Raw genomic sequence first — 25287 nt, 5'->3', positions numbered from 1 at the left:
AGCGCATTTTCGGCTGGTTTATGCGCGAAAAGCACTGGTTTTGCGTCAATAAAAGGTAAATTTCGGCCCTATTTCGTGCCGTAGAGCCGGTCGCCGGCATCGCCGAGGCCGGGAAGAATGTAGCCTTTTTCGTTCAGCTGACGGTCGATGGAGGCGGTGTATACGGGGACATCGGGGTGCGCTTTGGTAAAGTGCTCGATGCCTTCGGGGGCAGCCAGAAGGCACAGGAAGCGGATGTTGGTCGCGCCGCGTTCCTTCAGCTTTTCCACGGCCGCGATTGCGGAATTGGCGGTTGCCAGCATCGGATCGACGACGATGATCAGCCGGTCGGCGAGGTCGCTCGGCGCCTTGAAGAAATATTCGACGGCCTCCAGTGTTTCATGGTCGCGGTAAAGGCCGATATGGGCGACGCGGGCGGCCGGCACCAGATCGAGCAATCCTTCGAGCAAACCGTTGCCGGCACGCAGCACCGAGGCAAACACCAGTTTCTTGCCTTCGAGGATCGGCGCGTCCATGGTTTCCATGGGCGTCTCGATCTGCGTCGTCGTCAGTTCGAGGTTGCGGGTTACTTCATACCCGAGCAGCAGCGATATTTCGCGCAACAGCCGCCGGAAACCCGCCGTCGAAGTCTCCTTCTTGCGCATGATGCTCAGTTTGTGCTGCACCAGCGGATGATCGATGACGGTGACGCCCTTCATGGTCTTCTCCTTGAATTTCCGGCTTTGGCGAAACCCTAGCGGGAATGAGCATGCCAAGGAACGGGCTTGGAGGCGCGATCACAGCTTTTGCAGAAGATTCAGCGAGTGGGCTTGCCTGCCAGGCGCGCCAGCAGGGCGGTCCTGGTCTTCGTTTCGATGAAAGCGGCTTCGATCGCCGTTCGCGTAATGGCTGCCAGCGCCTTCTCGTTCAGGCCGAAATGCCGGGCGGCATTGTCGTATTCCTGTTTGAGCGACGTGTGGAAAAAAGGCGGGTCGTCGGAATTCAGCGTCATTTTGCAGTCCGCCGCCATCAACGCGGGAAAAGGATGCTCGGCAAAACCGGCATAGAGACCGAGCGCGATGTTGGAACCGGGGCAGCATTCCAGCACCACGCCTTCGTCGGCGATACGCCGGACCAGGTCGGGGTTTTCAATGGCGCGCACCCCGTGGCCGATGCGGGAGGGCCGAATATGGTCAAGCGCCGCGGCTACGCTTTCCCAGCCCAGCAGTTCGCCGGCATGAATGGTGATGCCCAGCCCAGCCTCGCGCGCGATTTCGAAGGCGCGCACATAGTCTTCGATGTCGCCGATCCGTTCGTCGCCGGCGACGCCGAAACCTGTCACCAGTGGGTGTCCGCAACGGGCCGCGAAGCGTGCCGCCTTCTCGATGGATTCCACCCCGATGTGGCGCACGCCGGTGACGATCATGCGGCTTTCGATACCGGTCCTGGCCTTGGCGCGGATCATCCCTTCGCCCAGCGCATCCGTATAGGCTTTCGGCGACAGGCCGGCCTTGGCGGCGTGATCCGGCGAGGTGAATATCTCGGAATAGATCGCGCCGTCGCGGGCAAGGCTGGTGAGATAGTGGTCGGCGAGCAGCGCATAGTCTTCTTCAGTACGGAAAAGGTCGGCGGAAAAATCGTAGGCCGCCAGAAAGGAGGTGAAGTCGTGCCAGACAAAGGAACCGTTGCGGATGAAGGCCGTATGATCGCTGCCGTATTTCTGCGCCTGGCGAATGACCAGATCCGGCGACGCGGCGCCTTCGATGTGACAGTGAAGTTCCGCTTTTGGTTGCATGCGGTTGCCTCTGGCGTTCCTGGATGCGCGGCCGAACACCGCGTCTTAAACAATAGCGCCCCGTATCTCTATCGGCTATGGTCCCGCCGGTTTTAGGTCGGATCAAAAGAATGTCAGTTGAGAGAACCAGAGCGTCGGGCGGCATGGAAACGTCCTACGGTTTCCAGCAGGTGGAGGCGGGTGAAAAGCAGCCGCTGGTCAACGACGTCTTCCACAAGGTCGCCAAGCGCTACGATTTGATGAACGATTTGATGTCGGCCGGCCTGCATCGCCTGTGGAAGGACGCCGCCGTAGCGTGGCTCAATCCGCCGAAGCGGCCGGGCTGGCGTGTGCTGGATGTTGCCGGCGGCACCGGCGATATCGCCTTCAAGATAGTCGAGGCAAGCCACCGCAACGCCCATGCGACGGTGCTCGATATCAACGGCTCAATGCTTTCGGTCGGCCGCGACCGCGCCGAGAAGAAGGGCCTTTCGGAAAACACCGATTTCGTCGAAGCGAACGCCGAGGAACTGCCGTTCGAGAACGGTACTTTCGACGCCTATACGATAGCCTTCGGCATCCGCAACGTGCCGCGAATCGATATCGCTCTTTCCGAGGCGTTTCGCGTGCTGAAGCCCGGCGGCCGGTTCCTGTGCCTCGAATTCTCCGAAGTCGATATGCCGGTGCTCGACAAGGTCTATGAAGCGTGGTCGTTCAACGCCATCCCGAAGATAGGCAAGGCGGTGACCGGCGACGGCGAGCCTTATTCCTATCTGGTCGAATCGATCCGAAAATTCCCCAACCAGGCCAATTTCGCCACCATGATCGGCCGCGCCGGCTTCGAGCGCGTCAGTTTCCGCAACTATTCCGGCGGTATCGCGGCTGCCCATTCCGGTTGGAAGCTTTGAGGCAGGTGCGGCGATGAGCAGTGTTGGTGCCGGCCTCCGGCTCGCCAGAGCCGGCTGGGTGCTGGTGCGCGAAGGCGTGGTTGCGGCGTTGCCGGGCGATCAGCTTTCGGGCATGCCGAAGCTTGGCTGGCGGATTGCCCGGCTGTTTACCCGCCGCCGCGCCCTTCGCTACCAGCGCAGCGACCGCTTGGCGAAAGCCGTGGCGCGGCTCGGGCCTTCCTATGTCAAGCTCGGCCAGTTCATGGCGACCCGGCCCGATGTGGTCGGCAACGACATCGCGCTCGATCTCGCCATGCTGCAGGACAAGATGCATACCTTCCCGAAGGGCGAGGCGATCGCGGCGATCGAGGGTTCTCTTGGCCGTCCGGTAGGGGAACTTTATGCCAATTTCGGCGACCCGGTGGCTGCCGCCTCCATCGCCCAGGTGCATTCGGCGTCGGTTACGCTCGAGGATGGCCAGCAGACCGTGGCGGTGAAGGTGATCCGCCCCGGCGTGCGTCGCCGCTTCGCGCACGACCTTGAAAGCTTCTTCCTCGCCGCGCGCCTGCAGGAAAAATACATCCCGTCCTCGCGCCGCCTGCAGCCTGTTGCGGTGACGCAAACGCTGGCGCAGACGACCAGGATCGAGATGGATTTGCGGCTGGAAGCGGCAGCGCTTTCGGAGCTTGGCGAAAACACCAAGGACGATCCGGGCTTTCGGGTGCCCTCGGTCGATTGGGAGCGCACCGGCCGCGACGTGCTGACGATGGAGTGGATCGACGGCATTAAGATGAACGATGTCGCGGGTCTGGCTGCGGCGGGGCACGATCTGAAGGCCATTGCCGCCAATCTCATCCAGTCTTTTTTGCGCCATACGTTGCGCGACGGTTTCTTTCACGCCGACATGCATCCGGGCAATCTGTTCGTCGAGGAGGGCGGCACCATCGTCGCCGTCGATCTCGGCATTGCCGGCCGATTGGGCAAGAAGGAGCGTCGGTTCCTGGCGGAAATTCTCTACGGTTTCATCACGCGCGATTATCTGCGCGTGGCGGAAGTGCATTTCGAAGCCGGTTACGTGCCGCGCCAGCACAATGTCGCGGCCTTCGCGCAGGCCATTCGGGCTATCGGCGAGCCGATCCATGGCCAACCGGCGGAAACCATCTCCATGGCCAAGCTTTTGACGCTGCTGTTCGAGGTGACCGAACTCTTCGACATGCAGACGCGGCCCGAACTGGTGCTGTTGCAAAAGACCATGGTGGTAGTGGAAGGCGTCGCCCGCACGCTCGATCCGGCTTTCAACATGTGGAAGACGGCCGAGCCGGTCGTGGGCGACTGGATCCGCGGCAATCTCGGACCGCGCGGCCTGTTGAGCGATGCGCGCGAGGGCGTCGGCGCGCTGGTTTCGCTGGCGCGCCAGGCACCGGATTTTGCGCAGCGCACCGAACGCCTGTCGCGAGAAATCGACCGGATGGCCGAGAATGGCCTGCGTTTCGACGAGGCGACGGCAAAGGCCATCGGCAAGGCCGAGGCGCGAGCGACGCGCTCGGGCCGCGTGGCGCTATGGATTATCGCGCTGACGCTGCTGTGGCTGGCGTGGCAGGTGGCGTGACGAGGCGTCGTTGTGCGCTTCGTTCGCTTCCTCTAGTCTTCGCTCGCTGACAAAGGGCTTCTGCATGACACTTTCGCAAAAGCGCATTCTGCTCATCATCGGGGGCGGTATCGCGGCCTACAAGGCACTCGACCTTATCCGTCGGCTGCGCGAGCGCGGAGCATCCGTGCGCTGCGTCATGAGTGCGGCGGCGCAGGAGTTTGTCACGCCGCTGTCGGTGGGCGCGCTTTCGGCCGACCATGTTTTTACCGAATTGTTCGACCGGCAGGGCGAGCACGACATCGGCCATATCCGGCTTTCACGCGAGGCCGATCTCGTTGTGGTGGCACCGGCTACGGCTGATTTGATGGCCAAGCTGGCCAACGGCCATGCCAACGATCTTGCATCCACAGTCCTTTTGGCCACGGACAAGCCGGTATTGATGGCGCCGGCGATGAACCCGCTTATGTGGGCGCACCCGGCGACGCGCCGCAACCGTGCCACGCTGGAAAAGGACGGCGTCAGTTTCGTCGGGCCGATGAGAGGCGAAATGGCGGAAAGCAACGAGGCGGGTGAGGGCCGGATGGCGGAGCCGCTGGCAATCGTGGAAGCCGTGGAAGCTTTGCTGGAGGGCGGGCAAAAGCCGCTTTCGGGCCGAAAAATAATCGTCACGTCCGGCCCGACGCATGAGCCGATCGATCCGGTGCGCTACATCGCCAACCGTTCGTCGGGCAAGCAGGGCCATGCCATTGCTGCGGCCCTGGCGAAACTGGGCGCGAATGTGCATCTTGTTTCCGGCCCGGTTGCGATTGCCGATCCGGCGGGCGTTACGACCGTCCATGTCGAGCGCGCGCAGGAAATGCGCGACGCGGTGGAAAAGCTGCTGCCGGCCGACGCGGCCGTCTTCGTGGCGGCGGTTGCCGATTGGCGCACCGCCGATTCGTCTGGCGAAAAGATCAAGAAGGTCGCGGGAGAGGGGCCGCCGGCCCTGCACATGGTCGAAAATCCCGACATTCTCGCGGGCGTCGGGCATCACCAGTTGCGGCCCGCGCTGGTTGTCGGCTTCGCTGCCGAAACGCGAGACCTTGTGGCAAACGCCGAGGCGAAGCTGAAGAAGAAGGGGGCCGATTTCATCGTCGCCAACGACGTTTCGCATGATAGCGGCATCGGCAATGGCGGCGTGATGGGCGGCGACCGCAACCGGGTGCGCATCGTGAGCGCTACCGGCGTCGAGGAATGGCCTGAAATGGGCAAGGAAGAAGTGGCGGCGCGGCTGGCTAGCCTGATCGCCGAAAAGCTCAAGACTGCCCGTTAAAAAGCGTTCCCGACACACCGTGCGCCCAACCGGATGCACGGTGTTTCGGGATTGCTCAAAGCCGAGAGCCGCTATTTGAAGGAGCGGATCAGCTCCATCGAAGTCACCGCTACGGCGAGGTTCAGGCCGGTCTGGGCCTGTACGCTCAACGGTTGCAAGGTGATCGAGTCGCGAAAGCCGCCGACGAGAAGATTGGCGCCGCCGCCGGTCACGATCGAGGCTTCGGCATTCACGCCGACATAGGTGCCGCCAAGCTTGTCGCCTGGCTCGCCCCTGGTGGCTGCCAGCACGGCCCATTGAAGCGCGCCCTGGTTGGTGGCGCCGAGATCCACGCCGAGCTTGGAGATGACGCCGGTATACGCTTCCGAACCGCCGCCGTGATTCGGACGGAACGTGCAGGCCACGCCCTTGTTCGACGTAATGACGTAGCCCGTGCCGCCATCAATGGTGCAATCGAGGACGCCGAGTTCGACGCCGGCATAGGCCGGAGCCACCATCAGCGTGGCGAGAAGCGCGGTAGCGCAAGCAATTTTTGTTTTCATGGGAAAAACCCTCTTTGTGTTACCAGTATCAATGAACTGGAGCCGGAAGGGTTCCTGAAAAACCATGGCGCAAGCATGGCAGTTGCTGCGTCACATGGCCTTTTCATTGTCGGAGGTCGCGACCCGGACGGCGGAGGCGCTTACCCCTGCCGCAAGGGCAAGCCCGCTTTCTTCACGCAGGCAGGTTAAGGCAAGCCGAATTCCCGGTCTTGATCCGAAAATCCGTCAGCTACGGGCGGTGCGGCTGAGGCCGTCCTTGGCAGGCTGGTAGGTCGGGTTCAGGCGTGCGGCCTCGCGATAGGATTTTGCCGCCTTGGCCTTGTCGCCGCGGCGCTCGTAGATCAGCCCCTGATTGGCCCACGCTTCGGCGTTCTTGCCGTCGAGCTTGATGGCCATGTTGAAATCGGCGAAGGCGTTGTCTTCCTGGTTCAGCGCCAGATAGGAAAGGCCGCGCCCATTATAGGGTTCGGAAGCGTCCGGCGCCAACGAGATCGCGGTCGAGAAATCCTCGATGGCGAACTTGTGCTGGCCCTGGCTCTGGTAGATCAGGCCGCGATTGTGGTAGGCGCGGGCATCCGTGGTGTCGAGCTGGATCGCCTTCTGGAAGTCGTTGAATGCATCCTGCGTGCGGCCGGCCTTCCGGTAGAGATTGCCGCGCCCGATATAGGCGGCGTCGTAGCTGGCGTTGATCTGGATGGAGCGGTTGTAGTCGTTCAGCGCGCTCGTCTGGTCGCCGAGGAAGCGATAGATCAGGGCGCGGTTCGAATAGGCCTGGTAGAAATTCGGATTGAGCTGGATCGCCGTGTTGAAGTCCTTCAGCGCCGCCTGGTACTGGCCGCCGCGGCCATAGGCCGAGCCGCGCACATTGTAGCCTTCGGGATCGCGCGGATTGCTCTGGATGACGGAGGACAGCGACGAGATGTTTTCGCTCGAGCCTTGCGCCTTGTCGATGGACGCCAGTTCGCCGGCGGGGCCCGTCTGGCAGGCGCTCAGCGCCAGTCCCGAAAGCAACACCGTTGCCAATGCGAAGCCGCGTATGGCGCTTGTGCGCTTTCCGGTGAGTGCGTTCATCTCTTCCTGATCCTTATGCCGAGGTGCCGTCCAGAGCGCCGTGCGTCCAATTGGACGCACAAAGGACGCTCTAGCACTTTGATTGAGCATCGGAGTAATCCGAAAATCGATTCTCACTTTTCGGTCCGATGCCCTAGATCCGGGTCCCTCTCCGGGCCTGGTCAAGTAGAAATAAAAAGGTGGCGTCGATTCTGCATCGCGCCACCTCAGGGTATCCGTCGAAAGGGACGAAGGATTGGCGGTATCAGCGCGAAGGACGCGCAGCACCCGCACCGGCAGCACCGGCGGCCACGGGGCGCGGCGTCATCGGCAGCAGGCCCTCGCGCTGGGCGCGCTTGCGAGCCAGCTTGCGGGCGCGGCGTACGGCCTCGGCCTTTTCACGTGCGCGCTTCTCGGAGGGCTTTTCGTAGGCCCCACGCATCTTCATTTCGCGGAAAATGCCTTCGCGCTGCATTTTCTTCTTCAGTGCGCGAAGCGCCTGGTCAACGTTATTGTCGCGGACGAGTACCTGCACTTGGAATCCTGTCTTTCGTGTTTGAAATCAACAGGCAAGCGGCCACATCCGCCCGCCTCCGCAGCAGTCTCCACTGCGAATTGCGGCGGCTGATAGCAGAAACGGCATACCTTGTCCACCAAAGAGTGTGAATCCGGGGGGATTTTGCCGGGTCTATTCGGCGGCGTCGCGCGTTGCGGCGGCGGCGTCAGGCGCGTTCGGATCGCCCGGTGCTGTCTCGCAGCCAAGGTCGGGAAAGGCCAGCACGCGCTTGCCATGAAAATCGGTGCGCGCCACCAAAAGGTTGCGCTCTTCGAAATAGGCCAGCAGGCGCGCGGCGCGGCGCGGCGAGTGGCTGCCATAGATGCGGGCCAGCACCGCATCCGACGGGCAGGGCGCACCGGCCAGCGCTGCCTGCGCCACCACCAGGAAAACGCCTTGCAGGTCGGCCGGCAGCGATTCGGACAGGCCAAGCGCAATCGGCCACGATTCGCCGCCGGCCGTCTTCTGGTCGACGCCGGCGCGGGCAACGGCAAACTTGCGGCGGAAGCCGGGCAAATCGAGCGGGCTGCCCGGCACGCGCCGGATGCGGCAGCGTACCAGAAAGTCCTGATAGAGCACGGCGTCGGTGCGGAAGGCCGCATCGGGGTCGTCGAGGATTTCGCGCATGACCTTGGCGATGCCGGCTTCGCGCTCCGCCTCGTCGATGATGTCGAAAACCGGTTCGGCAGGCGGTTCAGGTGCGGGAGCCGGCCGGGACAGTTGGGCGATCAGGTCGGCGGTCGGGATCGGTGCCGGGGGTGGCGGTTTACGCACCGGCAGGCGCGCCTCGTCGGGGCCGGGCGTGAAGATCAGGTCGCGCGCGTCTTCCGGCGCGTCGGGCAGCGGCGTCAGTTTGGGGCTCATCGAGCGTGCCGAGGTTTCCACCGTGCCGATGGTGATCGGCAGCGGCCGGCGCGACATGGCAGGCCCGAGCGCCACGAAATGGCCGCGCGCCAGGTCGCGGAACATTTCCGCCTGCCGCCGGTCCATGCCTAAAAGGTCGGCGGCGCGCGCCATGTCGATATCGAGGAAGGTGCGCCCCATGAGAAAATTGGAAGCTTCGGCGGCGACATTCTTGGCAAGCTTGGCTAAGCGCTGCGTGGCAATGACGCCGGCCAGTCCGCGCTTGCGGCCCCGGCACATCAAATTGGTCATCGCGCCAAGCGATATTTTCCGCGCTTCGTCGGAGACTTCGCCGGCCACAGCCGGGGCGAAAAGCTGCGCTTCGTCGACCACGACCAGGACCGGATACCAGAAATCGCGCTCGGTATCGAACATGCCGCCTAGAAAGGCTGCCGCGGCACGCATCTGCTGCTCGACGTCCAGCCCTTCGAGGTTGAGCACGACGGACACGCGGTGCTGGCGGATACGGCCGGCGATACGGGTCAGTTCCGCCTCGGTGCGCTGTGCATCGACCACGACATGGCCGAATCGGTCGGCCAGCGTGACGAAATCGCCCTCCGGGTCGATCACGCATTGCTGCACCCAGGGCGCGCTCTGCTCCAGCAGGCGGCGCAGCAGATGCGACTTTCCCGAACCCGAATTGCCCTGCACCAGCAGGCGGGTCGCCAAAAGTTCCTCAAGATCGAGCATGGCCGGCTTTCCAGCGGAAGCCGTCCCCATGTCTATATCCACCTTCATCGCCGCTCCTTCACCGCTACGATCCCTAGCATTCGATGTGCGTGATGCGAACCATTGCGAGCCAATACCCACAGGCGCCTTGCCGCATGGGCCGGGGCGGCGCAAAACGCCAATCGCCGTCGCAAACAGCGCAAGGGTGACAGCGTGGTTTCGCTAGTGATACACCTCGCGCGTCGGACGCCAATTTAAGCCGACTGCCATCCGCGAGGCCAGAAACGTGAAAAAATATTCGGTATTCGCCATTGCCCGAGAGGCCATGCGCGGCCACAAGGGCTGGGAAGAGCAATGGCCTTCGCCGGAGCCCAAGAAAGAATACGACGTCATCATCGTCGGGGCCGGCGGGCATGGGCTTGGCACGGCCTATTACCTGGCCAAGGAACACGGCATCACCAATATCGCGGTGATCGAGAAGGGTTGGCTGGGCGGCGGCAATACCGGGCGCAACACCACGATCATCCGCTCCAATTATCTCTATGACGAATCGGCCGGCATTTACGATCATGCGCTGAAGCTGTGGGACGGGCTTTCGCAGGAGCTGAACTACAACGTCATGTATTCGGCGCGCGGCGTCATGATGCTGGCGCACAATGTCCATGATGTGCAGGTGTTCAAGCGTCACATCCATGCCAACCGCCTGAACGGCATCGATAATGAATGGCTGTCGCCGGAGCAGGCCAAGGAATTCTGCCCGCCGCTGAATACTTCTCCCGATGCGCGCTATCCGGTCGTAGGGGCGGCGCTTCAACGGCGCGGCGGCACGGCCCGGCACGATGCGGTTGCCTGGGGCTATGCGCGCGGTGCTTCGGCGCGCGGCGTCGACATCATCCAGAACTGCGAAGTGACCGGCATCAAGCGTGCGCCGGACGGTCGCGTCACCGGCGTCGACACCACGCGCGGCTTCATCGGCGCGAAGAAGGTCGGCGTGGTCGCTTCCGGCCATTCCTCGGTGCTGATGAACATGGCCGGCGTGCGCATGCCGCTGGAAAGCTATCCGCTGCAGGCGCTGGTGTCGGAGCCGGTCAAGCCGGTGGTGCCTTGCGTGGTCATGTCGAACACGGTGCACGCCTATATTTCGCAGTCCGACAAGGGCGAACTGGTGATCGGGGCCGGTACGGACCAGTATATTTCCTATTCGCAGACGGGTGGGCTTCACATCCTCCAGCACACGCTGGACGCGATCTGCGAGATGTTCCCGATGTTCACGCGCATGAAGATGCTGCGCTCCTGGGGCGGCATCGTCGACGTGACGCCGGACCGCTCGCCGATCCTGGCCAAGACGCCGGTTCCGGGCCTCTACGTCAATTGCGGCTGGGGCACCGGCGGTTTCAAGGCGACGCCGGGTTCGGCCAATGTCTTTGCCTACACGATCGCCAAGGACGAGCCGCACCGGATCAACGCGCCGTTCACGCTGGAACGCTTCCGCACCGGCCGCCTGATCGACGAAGCCGCCGCCGCCGCCGTGGCGCACTAGGGGGAAAAAAGATGCTGCTGATCCGCTGCCCCTATTGCGAAGAAGAACGTCCGGAACTCGAATTCCGCAACGCCGGTGAGGCGCATGTCGAGCGCTCGACAAACATGGCCGGGGAAAGCGATGCGGATTTTGAAAAATTCTTCTTCATCCGCTCGAACCCCAAGGGCATCATCTATGAGCGCTGGCGGCATGTGCATGGCTGCGCGCGCTTCTTCAATGCCGTGCGCGATACCGTCACCGACAAGTTCGTCATGACCTACAAGGCGGGCGAGAAGAAACCCTCCAAGCTGCCGGGAGCGGGCAAATGAGCGCGTCTTTCCGTATCCCCAATGCCGGCCGGCTGAAGCAGGCCGCGACCGTGCGGTTCAGCTTCGACGACAAGCCTTATACGGGCGTTCAGGGCGACACGCTGGCTTCGGCGCTGCTGGCCAATGGCGTGCATCTGGTCGGACGTTCGTTCAAATATCACCGTCCGCGCGGTATCCTTTCCGCTGGTGCGGAAGAACCTAACGCGCTGGTACAGATCGAGCGCGACGCGGCGCGCAAGGCGCCCAATGTGCGCGCCACCGTGCAGGAAATCTATGACGGGCTGAAGGCCGGGTCGCAGAACCGCTGGCCGTCGCTTTCCTTTGACGTCGGTGCGGTCAACGATCTTGCCTCGCCCTTCTTCTCGGCCGGGTTCTACTACAAGACCTTCATGTGGCCGAAGGCGGCGTGGAAGTCGTTCTACGAGCCTAAAATCCGTGCGGCCGCCGGCCTCGGCGTGGCACCGGACCAGCCGGACCCGGATCATTACGCGGCGCAATACGGGCATTGCGACGTGCTGGTGCTTGGCGGCGGCGCTGCCGGCATCGCGGCAGCACTTGCGGCGGCCGAAACCGGCGTGCGCGTGATCCTTGCCGACGAGCAGGCGGAACTGGGCGGTTCGCTACGCTTCGAAAGCGGCGCGAAGATCGACGGGCAGGATGGCTGGGCGTGGGCGCAAGCCGCTGTCGCCAGGCTGGAAGCCATGGACAACGTGCAGGTTCTGTCGCGCAGCACGGCGTTCGGCTATTACGCGCAGAATTTCGTCGCCCTGACCGAGCGCGTTAGCGACCATCTGCAAAGCCCCGGTGCCGACCTGCCGCGCGAGCGGTTGTGGCAAATCCGGGCCAAGCGCGTTGTGTTGGCGACCGGCTCCATCGAGCGTCACATGGTGTTTGCCGACAACGACCGGCCGGGCGTCATGCTGGCTTCGGCGGCGCGCACCTATCTCAACCATTACGGCGTCGCCGTCGGCAGGAATGTCGGCGTTTATACCGCCAATGACAGCGCCTATGCGGCGGCAATCGACCTGAAGAAGGCCGGCGTAAATATCGCCGCGCTGGTCGATCTGCGCGACAACCCGACCGGTGCGCTGGTCGATGAGGCGCGCGGGCTCGGCATCGAGGTTCACACCGGCCGCGCCGTCATCCGTGCCGGCGGCAAGCTGCGCGTCAACTCCATGGTCGTGCAGCCGAAGAATGGCGGCGGCGAGCGCAAGATCGCGGTCGATGCGATCCTGATGTCGGCCGGCTGGACGCCTTCCGTGCATCTGTTCTCGCAGTCGCGCGGCAAGGTCGCCTTCAACGACGAGGTCAAGCGCTTCCTGCCCGGCACCTATGCGCAGGATTGCGTGTCGGTCGGCGCGTGCAACGGCACGGATGGGCTGTCGGGCACCATTGACGAAGCCTATGCGGCGGGCACCAAGGCGGCAAAGGATTCCGGCGCGAAAAGCGTCAAGGGCACCAAGCCCAAGGTCGAGGCCAGTGAAAGCTGGTCGCGCGGCATGCTGGGCACGGCACCCGGTGCCGGACCGGGCACGACGGTCAAGGCGTTCGTCGACTTCCAGAACGACGTGACCGCCAAGGATATCCGCCAGGCGGTGCATGAGGGCATGCGCTCGATCGAGCACGTCAAGCGCTTCACCACCAACGGCATGGCGACCGACCAGGGCAAGACTTCCAATATGCACGGGCTGGCGATTGCCGCCGACGAGTTGGACAAGCCGATCCCGGAAGTGGGCCTGACCACGTTCCGCGCGCCCTATACGCCGGTGACGTTCGGCTCCATCGTCGGGCACGCGCGCGGCGCGCTGTTCGATCCGACGCGGCGCACGGCAACCCATGGCTGGGCCGAAAAGCACGGCGCGGTGTTCGAAGACGTCGGCAACTGGAAGCGCGCCTGGTATTTTCCCAAGGCCGGCGAGGACATGCACGCCGCCGTCGACCGCGAATGCGTGACGGTGCGAAAGACGGCCGGCCTGTTCGACGCCTCGACGCTCGGCAAGATCGAGGTGGTTGGACCGGATGCGGCCGCCTTCATGGAACTGATGTACACCAACCCGTGGCAGAAGCTGGAGACCGGCCGCTGCCGCTATGGCCTGATGCTGCGCGAGGATGGCTTCATTTATGACGACGGCGTGGTCGGCAGGCTGGCGGAGGACCGCTTCCATGTGACGACGACGACCGGCGGTGCCGCGCGCGTCATGAACCAGATGGAGGACTACCTCCAGACAGAGGTTCCGCATCTCAATGTGTGGCTGACGTCGACTTCGGAACAGTGGGCGGTGATTGCCGTGCAGGGGCCGAAGTCTCGCGACATTATTGCGCCGCTGATCGAGGGCATCGATCTTTCCGATGCTGCGATGCCGCATATGTCGGTGCGCGAGGGCACAATCTGCGGCGTGCCGACGCGGCTGTTTCGCATGTCGTTCTCGGGCGAGCGCGGTTTCGAGGTCAACGTGCCGGCCGACTATGGCGAGGCGGTATGGGAAGCGCTGTGGGCCGAAGGGCAAAAGCACGGCGCTTGTGCCTACGGCACCGAGGCGATGCACGTTTTGCGCGCCGAGAAGGGCTACATCATCGTCGGCCAGGATACGGATGGCACCGTCACCGTCGACGATGCCGGGCTCAACTGGGCGATCGGCAAGAAGAAGACCGATTTCGTCGGTATTCGCGGCATGACGCGCCCCGATCTGGTCGCCAAGGGCCGCAAGCAACTGGTCGGCCTGAAGACCAAGGACCCGAAGGTGGTGCTTGAAGAGGGCGCGCAGATCGTTGCCGACCCGAAACAGGCGATCCCGATGACGATGATCGGCCATGTTACGTCGAGCTATTGGTCGGAGAATTGCGGGCGCTCCATCGCGCTGGCGCTGCTGGCCGGCGGGCGCGACCGCATGGGCTCGACGCTCTATGTGCCGATGCCGGACGGCGTGATCGAAGTGGAAGTCACCGGCGTGGTGTTCTTCGACGAGAAGGGGGAACACCTCAATGGCTAAGGCTGTATCTGGGGCTAAGCAGGCAACTGGGGCCAAAGCGGCATCTGGGGCAAAGAAGGCTGCTGCAACGAGGGTAGCGGCGGTTTCCGTCGAGCGTCGCCCGGCGCTGACAGGCAAGACGGTTTCGGCATCGAGCGTTGCGCTGGCGATACTGCCGCCTGCGGAGCGCATTTCTCTGCGCGCGTCCGAAGCTTCGGTTGCCTCGGTATCAAGGGCGCTGGGGCTGACGCTGCCGCAAAAACCGAAAACTTCCGCCTCGAAGGGCGGCCGTACGGCCTTGTGGCTCGGGCCGGACGAATGGCTGGTCATCGACGAGGCGGACGGCGATCTTCTTGCCGATTGCGCCAAGGCCAAGGCGCTGCATTCTTCCGTTGCTATTTCGCATCGCAACGTGGCGATTGCCGTGACCGGGACGGGTGCGGCTGCCACGATCAATTCGGGCTGTCCGCAGGATCTGTCGCTGGAAGTTTTTCCCGTCGGCGCATGCTCGCGCACGGTACTGGGCAAGAGCGAGATCGTGCTCTACCGCACGGCGCCTGACGCTTTCCGCGTCGAATGCTGGCGTTCCTTCTCCGACTATGTCTTTACTCATCTGTCCGAGGCTGCACGCAGCGCCTGAAGTTCTGCCTGGCCCGGAACCTTTGTCCCGAGGAACCGTTTTCCCGCGACAGGAGACATCGCCATGGCCAAGCCGTCGATACCAGCGACTTCAGCAAAGAAGGTGAAAACTTCTGCTGTCCGTTCGCTCGAAAAAGAGCAGAAGGACGAGACTGCCGGCACTCCGGAAGAAGAACTCGAGGAGGGGTTGGAAAGCTCGTTTCCTGCCAGCGACCCGATCTCGATCGTCTCGACCTCCATTCCCGGCAAGCCCAAAAGACGGTAGGCCGACGGCAGCGAGTAGCTGCGGGCTTTTCAACTGCTTTCGAAGGGCTACTGCGCTCCGGCCTTGCCCTGCCGGGCGGCTATCGTCATGCCGCGCCGGGCGCGAAACACATCCCACTGCTGGTCAACCAGCGCGCCGAGGAGGATGACGCCGCCCATTACCGCGAAGTTCAGCGACGATGGTATGCCGAGCAGGTTGACGAGGTTCTGCAACTCCTGCAGCAGCACGGTGCCGAGGACCACGCCGACGATGGAACCTTCGCCGCCACGCAACGAAAAGCCGCCCAGCACGGCGGCGGCAATGGCGTAGAGTTCGTAGAAATTGCCGTGGCTGGCTGGTGAGATCGAGCGCGTGTACATGGCGAAATAGACGGCAGAGACGGCGGTCAGCACGCCGCAGATGACATAAGCCGCCATCACCATGCGCTGCGTGCGGATGCCCGAATATTTCGCCGCCTCTTCATTCTTGCCGATGGCGTAGAGATAGCGTCCATACACCGACCGGTGCAGAAGTATCCAGCTTATGACGGCGATGACGATCAGCGCGATGAAGCTGTTTGGAATGCCGTAGAAACGGCCTGCCGTCAGGAATTCGAGGGTCGGGAAGCTTTGGCCGAAGGCGAAGCCGGCGGTGCCGTCGGCGGTATAAAAGCGGGCCACGCCGCGATAAATCAGCAGGCCGCACAGCGTTACCACGAAGGGCTGCAGGTTGAGCCTGGCGATCAGCCAGCCATGCGCCAGGCCGATGATCCCGCCCAGGACGAGGATGAGCGGCAGCGCCACCGCCCAGTCCATGCCACGCGTGGCGATGAAATCGACGAACAGGACGCCGAGCAGCGCGATCAGCGAGCCTACCGACAATTCGATGCCGCCGGTGATGATAACGAACGCCTGGCCGATGGAGAGGATGCCGAACAGGCCGATCAGGTTCGAGGTGTTGGCAAGGTTGATCGGCAGCAGGAAGCGCGGATTGATCGCCGCGACGACGGCACCCACCACCAGGATGAGGATCAACAGGCCGAGATCTTTCTTGGTCATCGTCTTCTCCTCGCCCTTTTTCTACTTCGGCTGCTTGCCTACCGCCAGAAGCAGCACGTTTTCCTGGCTGAATTTTTCCCGGCCCAGAATGCCGGCAATCGAGCCTTCATGCATCACGGCGATGCGGTCCGAGACGCCGATCACCTCTTCCATGTCGCTTGAAATCATCAGCACGGCGACGCCGGCATCCGCCAGCTTGCGCATCAGAGCGTAGATTTCGGCCTTGGCGCCAATGTCGATGCCGCGCGTCGGCTCGTCGAGGATCATCACCTTGGGGTTCATCGCGAGCCATTTGGCCAGAACGACCTTTTGCTGGTTGCCACCCGAAAGCGTGCCGGTGCGCGTCTTGACCGAAGGAGCCTTGATGCCGAGATTGGCTTTCTGCGTCTCGGCGGTCGCCGTTTCGCTGGCGGCGGACACCAGAAAGCGCGTCGCGTGCGCCCGCAAATGGGGCAGCGATATGTTCTGCGCAATCGGCAGGTCCAGCAGGATGCCGGTCAACTTGCGGTCTTCGGGCACCAGGAAAATGCCTTGCCGGACCGCATCGGCCGCCGAACCCAGCACCAGTTCCTGCCCCTCAAGGCGAATGGTGCCGCCGAGGCTCTTGTCGATACCGAACAGAACACGCGCCAGTTCGGTTCGTCCGGAGCCGACGAGACCGGCCAGGCCGAGGATCTCGCCATGGCGCAGGTCGAGCGTCACTGTCTTGTCGGGATAGGCCGGGGTCCGCACGCCATCCACGCAGACTGCGACTGCGACTGCGCCGGCTTCGCAGGCCGAAGCGTCGACGCGCGCCTTCAGCGCCCGGCCGATCATCAGCTTGACCATGTTTTCATGATCGATGGCGCTTTTCGGGAGTGTCCCGGCGAGCGTGCCGTCCCTCAAGACGACGACCCGGTCGGCCGCGCGCTCGATTTCGTGCAGGCGGTGCGAAATGAAAATGACGCTGATGCCGTCCGCCTTCAGCCCGGCGATGACGGCGAGCAGCTTTTCCGTCTCGGCGATCGGCAGGCTCGATGTCGGCTCGTCAAGGATCACCAGCCGCGCGTCGATGGATAGCGCCTTGGCGATCTCGACCATCTGCTGCTGCGCCAGCGACAGCGTGGAAACCGGCGTATCGGCGGAAAAATTGGCGCCGACATGCTCGAGCAGCGGCGTTACCTGGGCGCGCAGTCTGGCGCGATCCACCAGCCGCAGCGGGCCTCCCAGCAGCGGCTCGCGCCCGAGGAAGATGTTGGCGGCGACATCGAGGTTGTCGAACAGGTTGAGTTCCTGATGAACGAAGGCAATGCCGGCCTGCATGCTGGTGGCAACCGTCAGGCGGTCGTGCGCAACCTGGTCCACAGTGATCACGCCGCTGTCGGGCGCGGTGACGCCACCGAGAATTTTCATCAGCGTGGATTTCCCCGCGCCGTTTTCGCCGACCAGCCCGATCACCTCGCCCGGCCGAACCTGCATCGAAAACCCGTCCAGCGCGATAACGCCGGGATAGGTCTTGCGGATATTTTCGAGGGTCAGGAACGGCGCGGAATCGGATGCGCCGGCCGTATGCGGGATGACATTGTCCGAAAATTCCATCATGCGCGATCGTCTGTTGGCAAGAGCTGCGGCACGGAAAGCATCGCCGGGTGTTTTCGCCCGGCGAACAGGGAAACCACCGGCCCGGAGCCATGGCTCCAGGCCGGTGAAATCAATCTAGCACCGATCGTCGCGGCATCAATTGCCGGCCATTGCCTTCAGATTGGCCGCGTAAGCGTCGACATCGGCCTGGCCGATGATCTTGGTCGGCACGATAATGAGGCCATCCGCCGGGACGCCGGACTTGTCGCCGCCGACAAAGGCAGCCATCAGCTTGAAGCCCTGATAGGCCCATTCGAAGGGCTGCTGCACCACGGTCGCGGCGATATTGCCTTCCTTGACGCCGCCCAGCGTGATCGGATCGTCGTCGAATCCGACAACCGTGACCTGGCCAAGCTTGCCGGCATCGCGCAGCGCTTCATAGATGCGCGGCGTGTTGTAGGAATAGAAGCCGACCATGCAATTGATCGTGGGATCGGCGACAAGGGTGTCCTCAACGTTCTTCTTGGCGCGGGTCTGGTCGATGTCGTCGCCGCGCACATCCACCAGCGTAATCTTGGTGCCCTCCAGCCCCTTCTTGAAGCCATCGATGCGCTCCTTGGCGTTATCGGCGCCGAGCAGGCCGACATAACCCATGCACTTGCCGCCATCGGGCATCGCCTTCTTGGCGATCTCGGCGGCTTGCGTGCCGGCGTCGACGTTGGATGAGCCGATATAGGCGACCCGGTTCGACTTCGGCGCATCCGAGTCGGTGGTGAAGAGAGCGACTTCGGAGCCGATCTTGTCCAGTCCGTCGGTCTGGGTCTTAGGATCGACCGCCGAAACCATGATCGCCTTGACGCCGGCGGTGACGAGATCGTCCATCAGCCTTTGCTGGATGGCGACGGAGGACTGCTCGGGATATTTGAGTTCGAGCGCGTAGTCGGGCAACTCGGCCTGCGCCTTCTTCATGCCGGCCTCGGCCGCCTTCCAGAAGTCGGATGCGCCGTTGACGACGAAGGCCAGCGTCGGCTTGTCGGCAGCGTGCGCCGCCCCGCCGGTGGAAACGCCGAGCAGCAAAGCCGCGGCGGCCATGGTCGTGTTGCGTAGGACAGATTTCATCATGTTCAACCTCCCTGTTTATTCAGCGTGCGGCGCTGATCCTGAGTCTGTCGGCTGTCGGATGCCCTCCTCCAGGACTTTGCCGGTGCATCTGCGCCAGGCATTCCAGCCAAGGACCAAATCTAGAGGCGCGTTTGCCGGACGTAAAGACTATTTATCAGACAAATGAAGACGCGCTCGACTTTCTCCTCCTGCTTGCGATGGCGTGCGCCGTACCAGCGGTGCGCCATCGTCGTTGACATTATCGCATCAATTGATATTAGTAAATAGTATTAGTTATGTGGCTGGAACTCGCTTCCCGAAGGAAAGCGACAAGGGTGTTCCGGGTTGTGCGGGAGGCGTCGGTCGGTGCCGGTCAAGTCGATTTTCTGGAGAAAAGGTGACGTTTCCGGTCGATCTCGCCCTCTATTGGCCGGCTGTGTGATTGCAAAGGCGAGCTTATCCGCCTGTTCGCGGGTATTAGTCGATCTTCATTTTTATAAATTGACGCGGCATCCGCTCCCTTGCCGTGCAGACGGACGCCAGCTAGACATGCCCCCGAGGGGATCGGACAAATGACGGAACCGACGGAAATCGAGCGGGCGGCCAAGGGATCGAGTCGCCCCAAACAAGCGTCGCAGGGGACTGGCCGCCGCGTGACCATGACCGACATCGCCAAGGCGGCCGGCTGTTCGCAGGCCACCGTTTCGTTCATTCTCAACAATACGCCCGGCATCAAGCTTTCGCCGCAGACGCGCGAGCGCGTGATCGGCGAGGCGCGCCGGCTCGGCTACCGGCTGCCGTCCTTCGGATCGTCTTATGCGCGTCCTTCGCCCTCGACGGTGCTCGATGGCGTCATCGGCTTCGTGACGGACCAACTGGCGACAAGCCCGGAGGCCGTCGTTGCCATCGAAGGCGTCCGGCAAGCTTCCTGGAACGCCGGCAATGTCGTGCTGGTCGCGCAGACCATGAGCGACGCGGTGATGGAACCGCGCGCCATCGCGGCGCTGACGGCGCAGGGGATTTCGGCGCTGGTCTACATGACGATCTTCACCCGTGAGATCGTCACGCCGCCGCATCTTGCGGACCTCGACATCCCGGTGGTGCTGCTCAACTGCTATACGGCCGATTACGCCTTTCCCGCCGTGGTGCCGAGCGAGATCGCGGGCGGGCAAAGCTCGACCCGGCATCTCATCCAGCATGGCCATCGGCGCATCGCAACGATCACAGGCGAGCCATGGATGCAGGCGGCGCAAGATCGGCTGAAAGGCTATCGCCGGGCGCTGGCGACCGCCGACATTCCCTATGACGGCGACCTCGTGGTCGAGGGCGACTGGTCGGCGAGTGCCGGTTATGCCGCCACCCAGAAACTGCTGGCGCTGGCGGAACCGCCAACGGCGATCTTTTGCCAGAACGACCGCATGGCCATCGGCTGCTACGAGGCGCTGAAGGAGGCGGGCCTGCATATTCCGCAGGATATGTCCGTCATCGGCTATGACGACGAAGAGATCGCGCGCCATCTGTTTCCGCCGCTGACCACTTCGGTGCTGCCGCATATGGCCATGGGGCAATGGGCGGTCGAGCAGTTCGAGACGCCGCCCGCTTCAGGAAACGGGCGTTACCCGATCACCAAGCTGGAATGCTCGCTGGTCGAGCGGGAGTCTGTTGCCGCACCGAAGGTTTCCAGCCAGCTCTGACGCAAACCTTCAGCTCTTCGGCTCGACGAAGGTAAGCGTCAGCCAGCGCGCGGTGAGCGCGGGCGTTTTCTCGCCCTCGATTTCCAGCGTCACGTCGTGCGCCGTCTGGACCCAGCCGGAGGGCCTTACCTTGACGCTGGCCAGGACGAAGCGGGCGCGGATGCGCGAACCGGTCTTGACGGGCGACTTGAAGCGAACCTCGTCGAAACCGTGGTTGACGCCCATCTTTCCGCCCTCGATCGGCGGCATGGTCTCGAACGTCATTGCCGACAGCAGCGACAAAAGCAGGAAACCGTGCGCGATGGTGCCGCCATAAGGCGTCTCGCGCGCCGCCCGCTCCGGATCGCAATGGATGAACTGGTGATCGTCGGTTGCGTCGGCAAACTGGTCGATCATGGTCTGCGTCACGGTTCGCCACGGCGAGACGCCGACTTCCTTGCCGGCGCTGGCGACAAGGGTTTCGAGACCGATCGGCTGCATGCGGAAAACTCCGGAATCTTCGGCTATTGCTTAGCGCACAGATAAGGCTTCGCGCCGGCAATGTCACCAGAACGCTGGAGGATCAAGTCCTATTCCGCCGGCTCGACGTCGATATAGGCGGCTTCCGCCAGTTCACGCGTCAGGCGTTCTTCTTCCTTGATGTTGGGCGTGACGAAGCGGCCAAGCAGCAAATAGGCGACCGGGGTGAGAAACAGCGTCGATACCGTCGCGAGGCCGAGGCCGCCGACGATCACCCAGCCGAGCGCGATGCGCGCTTCCGCACCCGCGCCGCTGGCCAGCACAAGCGGTACGCCGCCCAAAACGGTGCAGATCATGGTCATCATCACCGGGCGCAGCCGGATGGTCGAGGCTTCCTCGATCGCCTCGCGCACATTCATGCCCCGATCCCGCATCTGGTTGGCGAACTCGACGATCAGGATGCCGTTCTTGGCCATGACGCCGACCAGCAGCACGAGGCCGATCTGGCTATAGGCGTTCAGGCTGGTGCCGCTGAGCAGCAGGGCGAAGATGGCGCAGGCGAGGCCGAGCGGCACCGTCGCCATGATGATGACGGCGCTGACGAAGCTTTCGAACTGGGCGGCAAGCACCAGCAGGATGATAACCAGCGCAAAGCCGAAAATGGTAATCATGGCGCTGTTGGTTTCGCCGAGCGTCGCGGCTTCGGCCAGCGGCAGGATGCGGGCGCCGGGCGGCAGCAGCGGCTGCGCGATCTGTTCGGCGACGCCGAGCGCGTCGCCGAGAGCGAAGTTGCCGTGCAGGTTGGAGGTGATCGCCACCGATGGTTGCTGCTGTTCGCGCGTCAGCGACGGCGGCACCGCCTTTTCCGTCAATGTGGCGATGGACGACATCGGCACGTAACGGCCGTCCGCCGTCTTGAGGAACAGGTTTTCAAGATCGGTCGGGTCGTTGACCGGGTTGGTGGTCGATACCAGCTTAACGCTATAGCTGCGGTCGGCGATATAGACGTCGACGACGTCATTGCCGTCGAGCATCGTCTGGAACGTGTCGGCCAGCCCGGTAATGTCGATGCCGAGGTCGGAAGCGCGCTGGCGATCGATGGCGACGGCAAGCTGCGGCTGGGTGGGATCGACCGTCAGGCGTGGCGACTGGAAGCGGGGATCCTTCTGCATGGCGTCGATGATCTTGTTGGCGGCCTCGCCCAGCGCCTTGCGGTCGTTGCCGACAAGCGCAAACTGCAGGCCGTTACCGGCGCCGCGGATGCCGAGGCTGTTGGGCTGCACCGGGAAGATGCGAATGGCCGGTATCTGCTTGGAGAGGCTGCTGATCTCGGCCATGATTTGCTGCTGGCTGCGCGTCCGCTGGTCCCATGGCGACAGCGTCATCACCATGAAGCCGGTATTGTAGGAGCCGTTGTTGCCGGCGAACTCGAACGTGCTTTCGATCTCGCCGGATTTGCGCATCGGCTGGATCAGTCTCTCGATCTTTTCCATCTGCGCGGTTGTGTAGTCGAGGCTGACGCCCTGCGGCGCACTGATGCGCAACAACACGACGGAGCGGTCCTCGGTCGGCGTCAGTTCCTGGCGGATGGTGCCGAACAAGGAAAAGGCGGTGCCGGCGAACAGGACGGCGACCAGCACCACGATCCATGGTGCATCCAGGCACGCATGAAGGCAGCGCCGATAAAGCCGGTTCAGCGCCGCGCCGATGCGCGCGCCCGGTCCCTTTCGCTTCTCCTGGTGCAGCGAAGTGCTGGTCAACAGGCGCGACGCCAGCATCGGGCACAGGGTCAGCGCCACCACGCAGGACAAGAGAACCGCCATGGCAAGGACGAAGCCGAACTCTCTAAACAGGCCGCCGGTCTGGCCGGGCAGAAACGAGATCGGCACGAACACGGCAACCAGCGTCGCCGTGGTGGCGATGACGGCAAAAAACACTTCCTTGGTGCCGAGTACGGCGGCTGCGCGCGGGCCCATGCCCTGGTTGCGCCGGCGCACGATGTTTTCCAGCACGACGATGGCGTCGTCGACAACCAGGCCGGTCGCCAGCACCAGCGCCAGCAAGGTCAGGATGTTGATCGAAAATCCGGCCAGATAGATCGCCGCGATGGTGCCTATCATGGCCACCGGCATCGACAAAGCGGGGATCAGGGTGGCGCGCCAGTCGAGCAGGAACAGATAGATGACGATCAAAACGAAGGTGACGGCAAGGCTGAGCGCCAGTTCCACTTCGTGGACGGCGCCCTCGACGAACACCGCGTCGTCGCTGGTGATCTTTATCGACATGCCCTGAGGCAGCGTTTTCTGGAGTTTGGCGACGGCTGCCTTGATGCCTGCGGAGATGTCGAGCGTGTTCGATTCCGCTTGGCGGATAATGCCCATGCCGATGCCGGTCTTGCCATCCGAGCGCAACGTGGTCTGGCCGATATCGGGGCCAAGCGTGACGGTTGCGACGTCGCGGATATGCGTGTTGCCGCCGATGACGATGTTCTCGAATTCCGCCGGCGTGGTCACGTCCGCGGTAGTGCGCACGATGAGGTTCTGGTTGGTCGTGTTGATCGATCCGGCTGGCGAATCGAAGGCGACGGAGGCGAGCGCGGCGCGCAGGTCGGCGACGGTAAAGCCGTGGCTGGCCAGTTTGTTCTGGTCGACATCGATGCGGAAAATCTTGTCGCGGTCGCCATAGACCTGGACGTCGGCGACGCCCGGCACGGCAGCCAGCGTATCCTCGATCTGGTCCTCGACGATGATCGTCATGTCCTGGATGGACATGTTGTCGGCGGTCACGGCCAGCCGCATCACCGCGTCGGCATTGGCATCGGCCTTGACGATGCGGGGCGGGTCGGCCTCGTCCGGCAGGGCATTGGCTACCCGCCCGACCGCGTCGCGCACATCGGAGGCCGCGACATTGAGGTCGACGCCGTCATTGAACTCGATGGTGACGCGGCTGCGTCCAAAGGAAGAGGTGGATGAGATCGACTTGACCCCGGAGACGCGCCCGACCGTGCCCTCGATCGTATCGGTCAGTTCGCGGTCGACGGTTTCGGCCGATGCGCCCGAGAAGTCGGTGGTAACGGAGATGACGGCGCGGTCCACGTCCGGCAATTCGCGAATTTCGACGCCGTAGAATGCGGCAAGGCCCGCGACGGCGATCAGCGTGTTCAGCACGAAGGCCATGACGGGCCTGCGGACGAAAAGGGCGGTGAGGCCCGTTTCGCTGGCGGCGTTTTTCGTCTGCGTCATGAGCCGCTGGCGTCCGCCGCGCGCCGTTCCTCGCCCGCGATGCGGACTTCGCTGCCCTCGCGCACGCTCTGCACGCCTTCGGTCACCACCCTGTCGCCGCTGACGATCGGCGCGTCGATGAGCACCGTTTCGGTGTTACGCTGGATGATGCGAATGGAAACGCGCTTCGTTTTCCCGTTTTCCACCGCCCAGATATAAGCGCCGTCCGTTCCCCACTGGATGGCGAGCGGGCTGACCGCCGGATAGGTGTCGCCGGGGAATTTCATGGTGACGACGAAGGCCATTCCCGCGCGCAAGGAGTCGCCCGGATTTTCTATCAGGGCCTGTACCCACAGCGTGCGGCTTTTTTCGTCGACGTGGTTGTCGACCGCCGAAACGGTGCCCTGGAAAACGTCCTTGGGCATGGCGATCGGCGCTGCCGTCAATGCCGCACCGACCTGTACCGCCCCGGCAAACCGCTCCGGCACCCAGAAATCCACAAGGATCGAAGAGCGGTCGTCGATGGTGGCGATCGCCGACTGGCTGGTGACGTAGTTGCCGGCAGCGATCGGCAGGATGCCCACAGTGCCGCCGATGGGGGCTACGATCGAGCGGCGCTCCAGCGCAAGCTGCGCGTCGCGCAGCACCAGTCCGGCTGTGCTTAATGTCACTTCTGCATCGGTGACGGCAACCGCCGTCGCGGTATTGGCCGCCTTCAGCGTCTTGACGCGGTCAAGCTTGGATTGCGCGTCCTTGACGCCCACCTTGGCGCGTTGCAGGGCGATAATCTCCGTATCGGAATCGAGCGTGGCGACGATCTGGCCCTTGTCGACATGGGCGCCGGACTGGACGAGGAATTCGGTAAGGCGTCCGGAAGAATAGGGGTTGACCGTCACCGTCGCCTTGGCCCGGCCGGAGCCGATTGCCTGCAACCGGTCATTGACCGTCGCGAGGGTGACCGGTGCCGTCACCACGGGCGTCTGCTGCAAGCCAGGCTGCTCGTTAGCGGCCACGGGGCCTGCTGCCGGGCCAGCCCCATTGCCTGCTTCACCCTTGGCTGTCGAGGCATGCGCCCAGTCGATGCCCCAGCGGTCCAGCACATCCGAAGCGCCGGGAAAGAAACCGATCCAGGCGAAGGCTGCCGCTACCAGCAGGGCAAAGGCGAAAAGTATCTGTTTCCAGGCAGTCATCGGTTCCCCGGTTGGCAAAAGCATTCTTGCATTCACCGGCG

The 25287-nt window shown here is 63.3% G+C and carries 21 protein-coding genes and 2 pseudogenes; 10 read left to right on the top strand and 13 right to left on the bottom strand.

What is annotated here, in order from left to right:
- Positions 1-68 precede the first annotated feature (68 nt).
- Entirely contained in the window at positions 69-698 is a 630-nt protein-coding gene (upp, locus tag ACX3P1_RS21230; RefSeq protein ID WP_459081593.1) for a uracil phosphoribosyltransferase, read from the bottom strand.
- A 98-nt stretch (positions 699-796) separates the two neighbouring features.
- On the bottom strand, positions 797-1774 hold the full coding sequence (locus ACX3P1_RS21225; RefSeq protein WP_459081592.1) for an adenosine deaminase: 978 nt from the start codon (positions 1772-1774) through the stop codon (positions 797-799).
- Between the two features lie 110 nt (positions 1775-1884).
- On the opposite strand from ACX3P1_RS21225, the gene ubiE reads away from it, so the two are divergent.
- From ubiE to coaBC, 3 genes are all read left to right on the top strand, one after another.
- Complete coding sequence (gene ubiE / locus ACX3P1_RS21220) at positions 1885-2661, top strand: bifunctional demethylmenaquinone methyltransferase/2-methoxy-6-polyprenyl-1,4-benzoquinol methylase UbiE (protein ID WP_459081591.1); 777 nt, start codon at positions 1885-1887, stop codon at positions 2659-2661.
- Between the two features lie 13 nt (positions 2662-2674).
- Positions 2675-4249 carry a 2-polyprenylphenol 6-hydroxylase gene (gene ubiB, locus ACX3P1_RS21215; RefSeq protein ID WP_459081590.1) on the top strand — a complete coding sequence of 525 codons (1575 nt, stop codon included), beginning with the start codon at positions 2675-2677 and terminating at the stop codon, positions 4247-4249.
- Positions 4250-4313: 64 nt separating this feature from the next.
- On the top strand, positions 4314-5543 hold the full coding sequence (gene coaBC / locus ACX3P1_RS21210) for a bifunctional phosphopantothenoylcysteine decarboxylase/phosphopantothenate--cysteine ligase CoaBC (RefSeq protein WP_459081589.1): 1230 nt from the start codon (positions 4314-4316) through the stop codon (positions 5541-5543).
- 71 nt (positions 5544-5614) lie between these two features.
- Here the strand turns inward: coaBC and ACX3P1_RS21205 are convergent, their stop codons facing one another.
- From ACX3P1_RS21205 to ACX3P1_RS21190, 4 genes are all read right to left on the bottom strand, one after another.
- Positions 5615-6085: a DUF992 domain-containing protein gene (locus ACX3P1_RS21205; protein WP_459081588.1), complete on the bottom strand. Its 471-nt coding sequence runs from the start codon at positions 6083-6085 to the stop codon at positions 5615-5617.
- A 225-nt stretch (positions 6086-6310) separates the two neighbouring features.
- Positions 6311-7156: a tetratricopeptide repeat protein gene (locus ACX3P1_RS21200; RefSeq protein ID WP_459081587.1), complete on the bottom strand. Its 846-nt coding sequence runs from the start codon at positions 7154-7156 to the stop codon at positions 6311-6313.
- Between the two features lie 244 nt (positions 7157-7400).
- Positions 7401-7670: a 30S ribosomal protein S21 gene (gene rpsU, locus ACX3P1_RS21195; protein ID WP_459081586.1), complete on the bottom strand. Its 270-nt coding sequence runs from the start codon at positions 7668-7670 to the stop codon at positions 7401-7403.
- Between the two features lie 153 nt (positions 7671-7823).
- Positions 7824-9332: a helicase HerA domain-containing protein gene (locus tag ACX3P1_RS21190; RefSeq protein ID WP_459081585.1), complete on the bottom strand. Its 1509-nt coding sequence runs from the start codon at positions 9330-9332 to the stop codon at positions 7824-7826.
- A gap of 217 nt (positions 9333-9549) precedes the next feature.
- On the opposite strand from ACX3P1_RS21190, the gene ACX3P1_RS21185 reads away from it, so the two are divergent.
- The 5 genes from ACX3P1_RS21185 to ACX3P1_RS21165 all read left to right on the top strand — a co-directional run bounded on the left by ACX3P1_RS21185 (position 9550) and on the right by ACX3P1_RS21165 (position 14984).
- Positions 9550-10803, top strand: a complete 1254-nt coding sequence (locus ACX3P1_RS21185) for a sarcosine oxidase subunit beta (protein WP_459081584.1) — start codon at positions 9550-9552, stop codon at positions 10801-10803.
- Positions 10804-10814: 11 nt separating this feature from the next.
- Positions 10815-11111 (top strand): sarcosine oxidase subunit delta, encoded by a 297-nt coding sequence (locus ACX3P1_RS21180; protein WP_459081583.1) that lies wholly within the window; start codon positions 10815-10817, stop codon positions 11109-11111.
- Positions 11108-14101, top strand: coding sequence for a sarcosine oxidase subunit alpha (locus ACX3P1_RS21175; protein ID WP_459081582.1), 2994 nt, complete (start codon positions 11108-11110; stop codon positions 14099-14101). The genes ACX3P1_RS21180 and ACX3P1_RS21175 overlap by 4 nt, the downstream gene beginning before the upstream one ends.
- Complete coding sequence (locus ACX3P1_RS21170) at positions 14094-14720, top strand: sarcosine oxidase subunit gamma (RefSeq protein WP_459081581.1); 627 nt, start codon at positions 14094-14096, stop codon at positions 14718-14720. The genes ACX3P1_RS21175 and ACX3P1_RS21170 overlap by 8 nt, the downstream gene beginning before the upstream one ends.
- Before the next feature lie 63 nt (positions 14721-14783).
- Positions 14784-14984, top strand: coding sequence for a hypothetical protein (locus ACX3P1_RS21165; protein ID WP_459081580.1), 201 nt, complete (start codon positions 14784-14786; stop codon positions 14982-14984).
- A 47-nt stretch (positions 14985-15031) separates the two neighbouring features.
- Here the strand turns inward: ACX3P1_RS21165 and ACX3P1_RS21160 are convergent, their stop codons facing one another.
- Positions 15032-16021 carry an ABC transporter permease gene (locus ACX3P1_RS21160; RefSeq protein WP_459081579.1) on the bottom strand — a complete coding sequence of 330 codons (990 nt, stop codon included), beginning with the start codon at positions 16019-16021 and terminating at the stop codon, positions 15032-15034.
- 21 nt (positions 16022-16042) lie between these two features.
- A pseudogene (locus ACX3P1_RS21155) lies at positions 16043-16714 on the bottom strand (ATP-binding cassette domain-containing protein); the annotation flags it as partial.
- 65 nt (positions 16715-16779) lie between these two features.
- Between ACX3P1_RS21155 and ACX3P1_RS21150 the strand changes: the two are divergent.
- Positions 16780-16845, top strand: coding sequence for a hypothetical protein (locus tag ACX3P1_RS21150; protein WP_459081618.1), 66 nt, complete (start codon positions 16780-16782; stop codon positions 16843-16845).
- Positions 16846-17047: 202 nt separating this feature from the next.
- Here ACX3P1_RS21150 and ACX3P1_RS21145 read toward each other — a convergent pair.
- A pseudogene (locus ACX3P1_RS21145) lies at positions 17048-17599 on the bottom strand (ATP-binding cassette domain-containing protein); the annotation flags it as partial.
- A gap of 138 nt (positions 17600-17737) precedes the next feature.
- Positions 17738-18673, bottom strand: coding sequence for a sugar-binding protein (locus ACX3P1_RS21140; RefSeq protein ID WP_459081617.1), 936 nt, complete (start codon positions 18671-18673; stop codon positions 17738-17740).
- 581 nt (positions 18674-19254) lie between these two features.
- Between ACX3P1_RS21140 and ACX3P1_RS21135 the strand changes: the two genes are divergently transcribed.
- Positions 19255-20376 carry a LacI family DNA-binding transcriptional regulator gene (locus tag ACX3P1_RS21135; protein ID WP_459081578.1) on the top strand — a complete coding sequence of 374 codons (1122 nt, stop codon included), beginning with the start codon at positions 19255-19257 and terminating at the stop codon, positions 20374-20376.
- Between the two features lie 9 nt (positions 20377-20385).
- Here ACX3P1_RS21135 and ACX3P1_RS21130 read toward each other — a convergent pair whose 3' ends face one another.
- From ACX3P1_RS21130 to ACX3P1_RS21120, 3 genes are all read right to left on the bottom strand, one after another.
- On the bottom strand, positions 20386-20856 hold the full coding sequence (locus ACX3P1_RS21130; protein WP_459081577.1) for a MaoC family dehydratase: 471 nt from the start codon (positions 20854-20856) through the stop codon (positions 20386-20388).
- A gap of 89 nt (positions 20857-20945) precedes the next feature.
- Positions 20946-24077 carry an efflux RND transporter permease subunit gene (locus ACX3P1_RS21125; protein ID WP_459081576.1) on the bottom strand — a complete coding sequence of 1044 codons (3132 nt, stop codon included), beginning with the start codon at positions 24075-24077 and terminating at the stop codon, positions 20946-20948.
- Positions 24074-25246, bottom strand: coding sequence for an efflux RND transporter periplasmic adaptor subunit (locus ACX3P1_RS21120; RefSeq protein WP_459081574.1), 1173 nt, complete (start codon positions 25244-25246; stop codon positions 24074-24076). Before ACX3P1_RS21120 ends, ACX3P1_RS21125 begins: the two co-directional genes overlap by 4 nt.
- Positions 25247-25287 lie beyond the last annotated feature (41 nt).

It is taken from the genome of Mesorhizobium sp. A623 (genome assembly GCF_054489405.1).
Note: the sequence above shows the minus strand (reverse complement) of the source record. Positions and strands in the feature narration are given on the sequence as shown.

Bases quoted from the DNA above. Each gene is read 5' to 3' on its own strand.
- ACX3P1_RS21170 (WP_459081581.1), top strand. From the start codon at position 14,094: ATGGCTAAGGCTGTATCTGGGGCTAAGCAGGCAACTGGGGCCAAAGCG.
- ACX3P1_RS21135 (WP_459081578.1), top strand. From the start codon at position 19,255: ATGACGGAACCGACGGAAATCGAGCGGGCGGCCAAGGGATCGAGTCGC.
- ACX3P1_RS21130 (WP_459081577.1), bottom strand. From the start codon at position 20,856: ATGCAGCCGATCGGTCTCGAAACCCTTGTCGCCAGCGCCGGCAAGGAA.
- ACX3P1_RS21160 (WP_459081579.1), bottom strand. From the start codon at position 16,021: ATGACCAAGAAAGATCTCGGCCTGTTGATCCTCATCCTGGTGGTGGGT.
- upp (WP_459081593.1), bottom strand. From the start codon at position 698: ATGAAGGGCGTCACCGTCATCGATCATCCGCTGGTGCAGCACAAACTG.
- ACX3P1_RS21165 (WP_459081580.1), top strand. From the start codon at position 14,784: ATGGCCAAGCCGTCGATACCAGCGACTTCAGCAAAGAAGGTGAAAACT.
- ACX3P1_RS21190 (WP_459081585.1), bottom strand. From the start codon at position 9,332: ATGAAGGTGGATATAGACATGGGGACGGCTTCCGCTGGAAAGCCGGCC.
- ACX3P1_RS21140 (WP_459081617.1), bottom strand. From the start codon at position 18,673: ATGGCCGCCGCGGCTTTGCTGCTCGGCGTTTCCACCGGCGGGGCGGCG.
- ACX3P1_RS21200 (WP_459081587.1), bottom strand. From the start codon at position 7,156: ATGAACGCACTCACCGGAAAGCGCACAAGCGCCATACGCGGCTTCGCA.
- ACX3P1_RS21125 (WP_459081576.1), bottom strand. From the start codon at position 24,077: ATGACGCAGACGAAAAACGCCGCCAGCGAAACGGGCCTCACCGCCCTT.
- coaBC (WP_459081589.1), top strand. From the start codon at position 4,314: ATGACACTTTCGCAAAAGCGCATTCTGCTCATCATCGGGGGCGGTATC.
- ACX3P1_RS21175 (WP_459081582.1), top strand. From the start codon at position 11,108: ATGAGCGCGTCTTTCCGTATCCCCAATGCCGGCCGGCTGAAGCAGGCC.
- ACX3P1_RS21120 (WP_459081574.1), bottom strand. From the start codon at position 25,246: ATGACTGCCTGGAAACAGATACTTTTCGCCTTTGCCCTGCTGGTAGCG.
- ubiB (WP_459081590.1), top strand. From the start codon at position 2,675: ATGAGCAGTGTTGGTGCCGGCCTCCGGCTCGCCAGAGCCGGCTGGGTG.
- ACX3P1_RS21180 (WP_459081583.1), top strand. From the start codon at position 10,815: ATGCTGCTGATCCGCTGCCCCTATTGCGAAGAAGAACGTCCGGAACTC.
- ubiE (WP_459081591.1), top strand. From the start codon at position 1,885: ATGTCAGTTGAGAGAACCAGAGCGTCGGGCGGCATGGAAACGTCCTAC.
- ACX3P1_RS21205 (WP_459081588.1), bottom strand. From the start codon at position 6,085: ATGAAAACAAAAATTGCTTGCGCTACCGCGCTTCTCGCCACGCTGATG.
- ACX3P1_RS21225 (WP_459081592.1), bottom strand. From the start codon at position 1,774: ATGCAACCAAAAGCGGAACTTCACTGTCACATCGAAGGCGCCGCGTCG.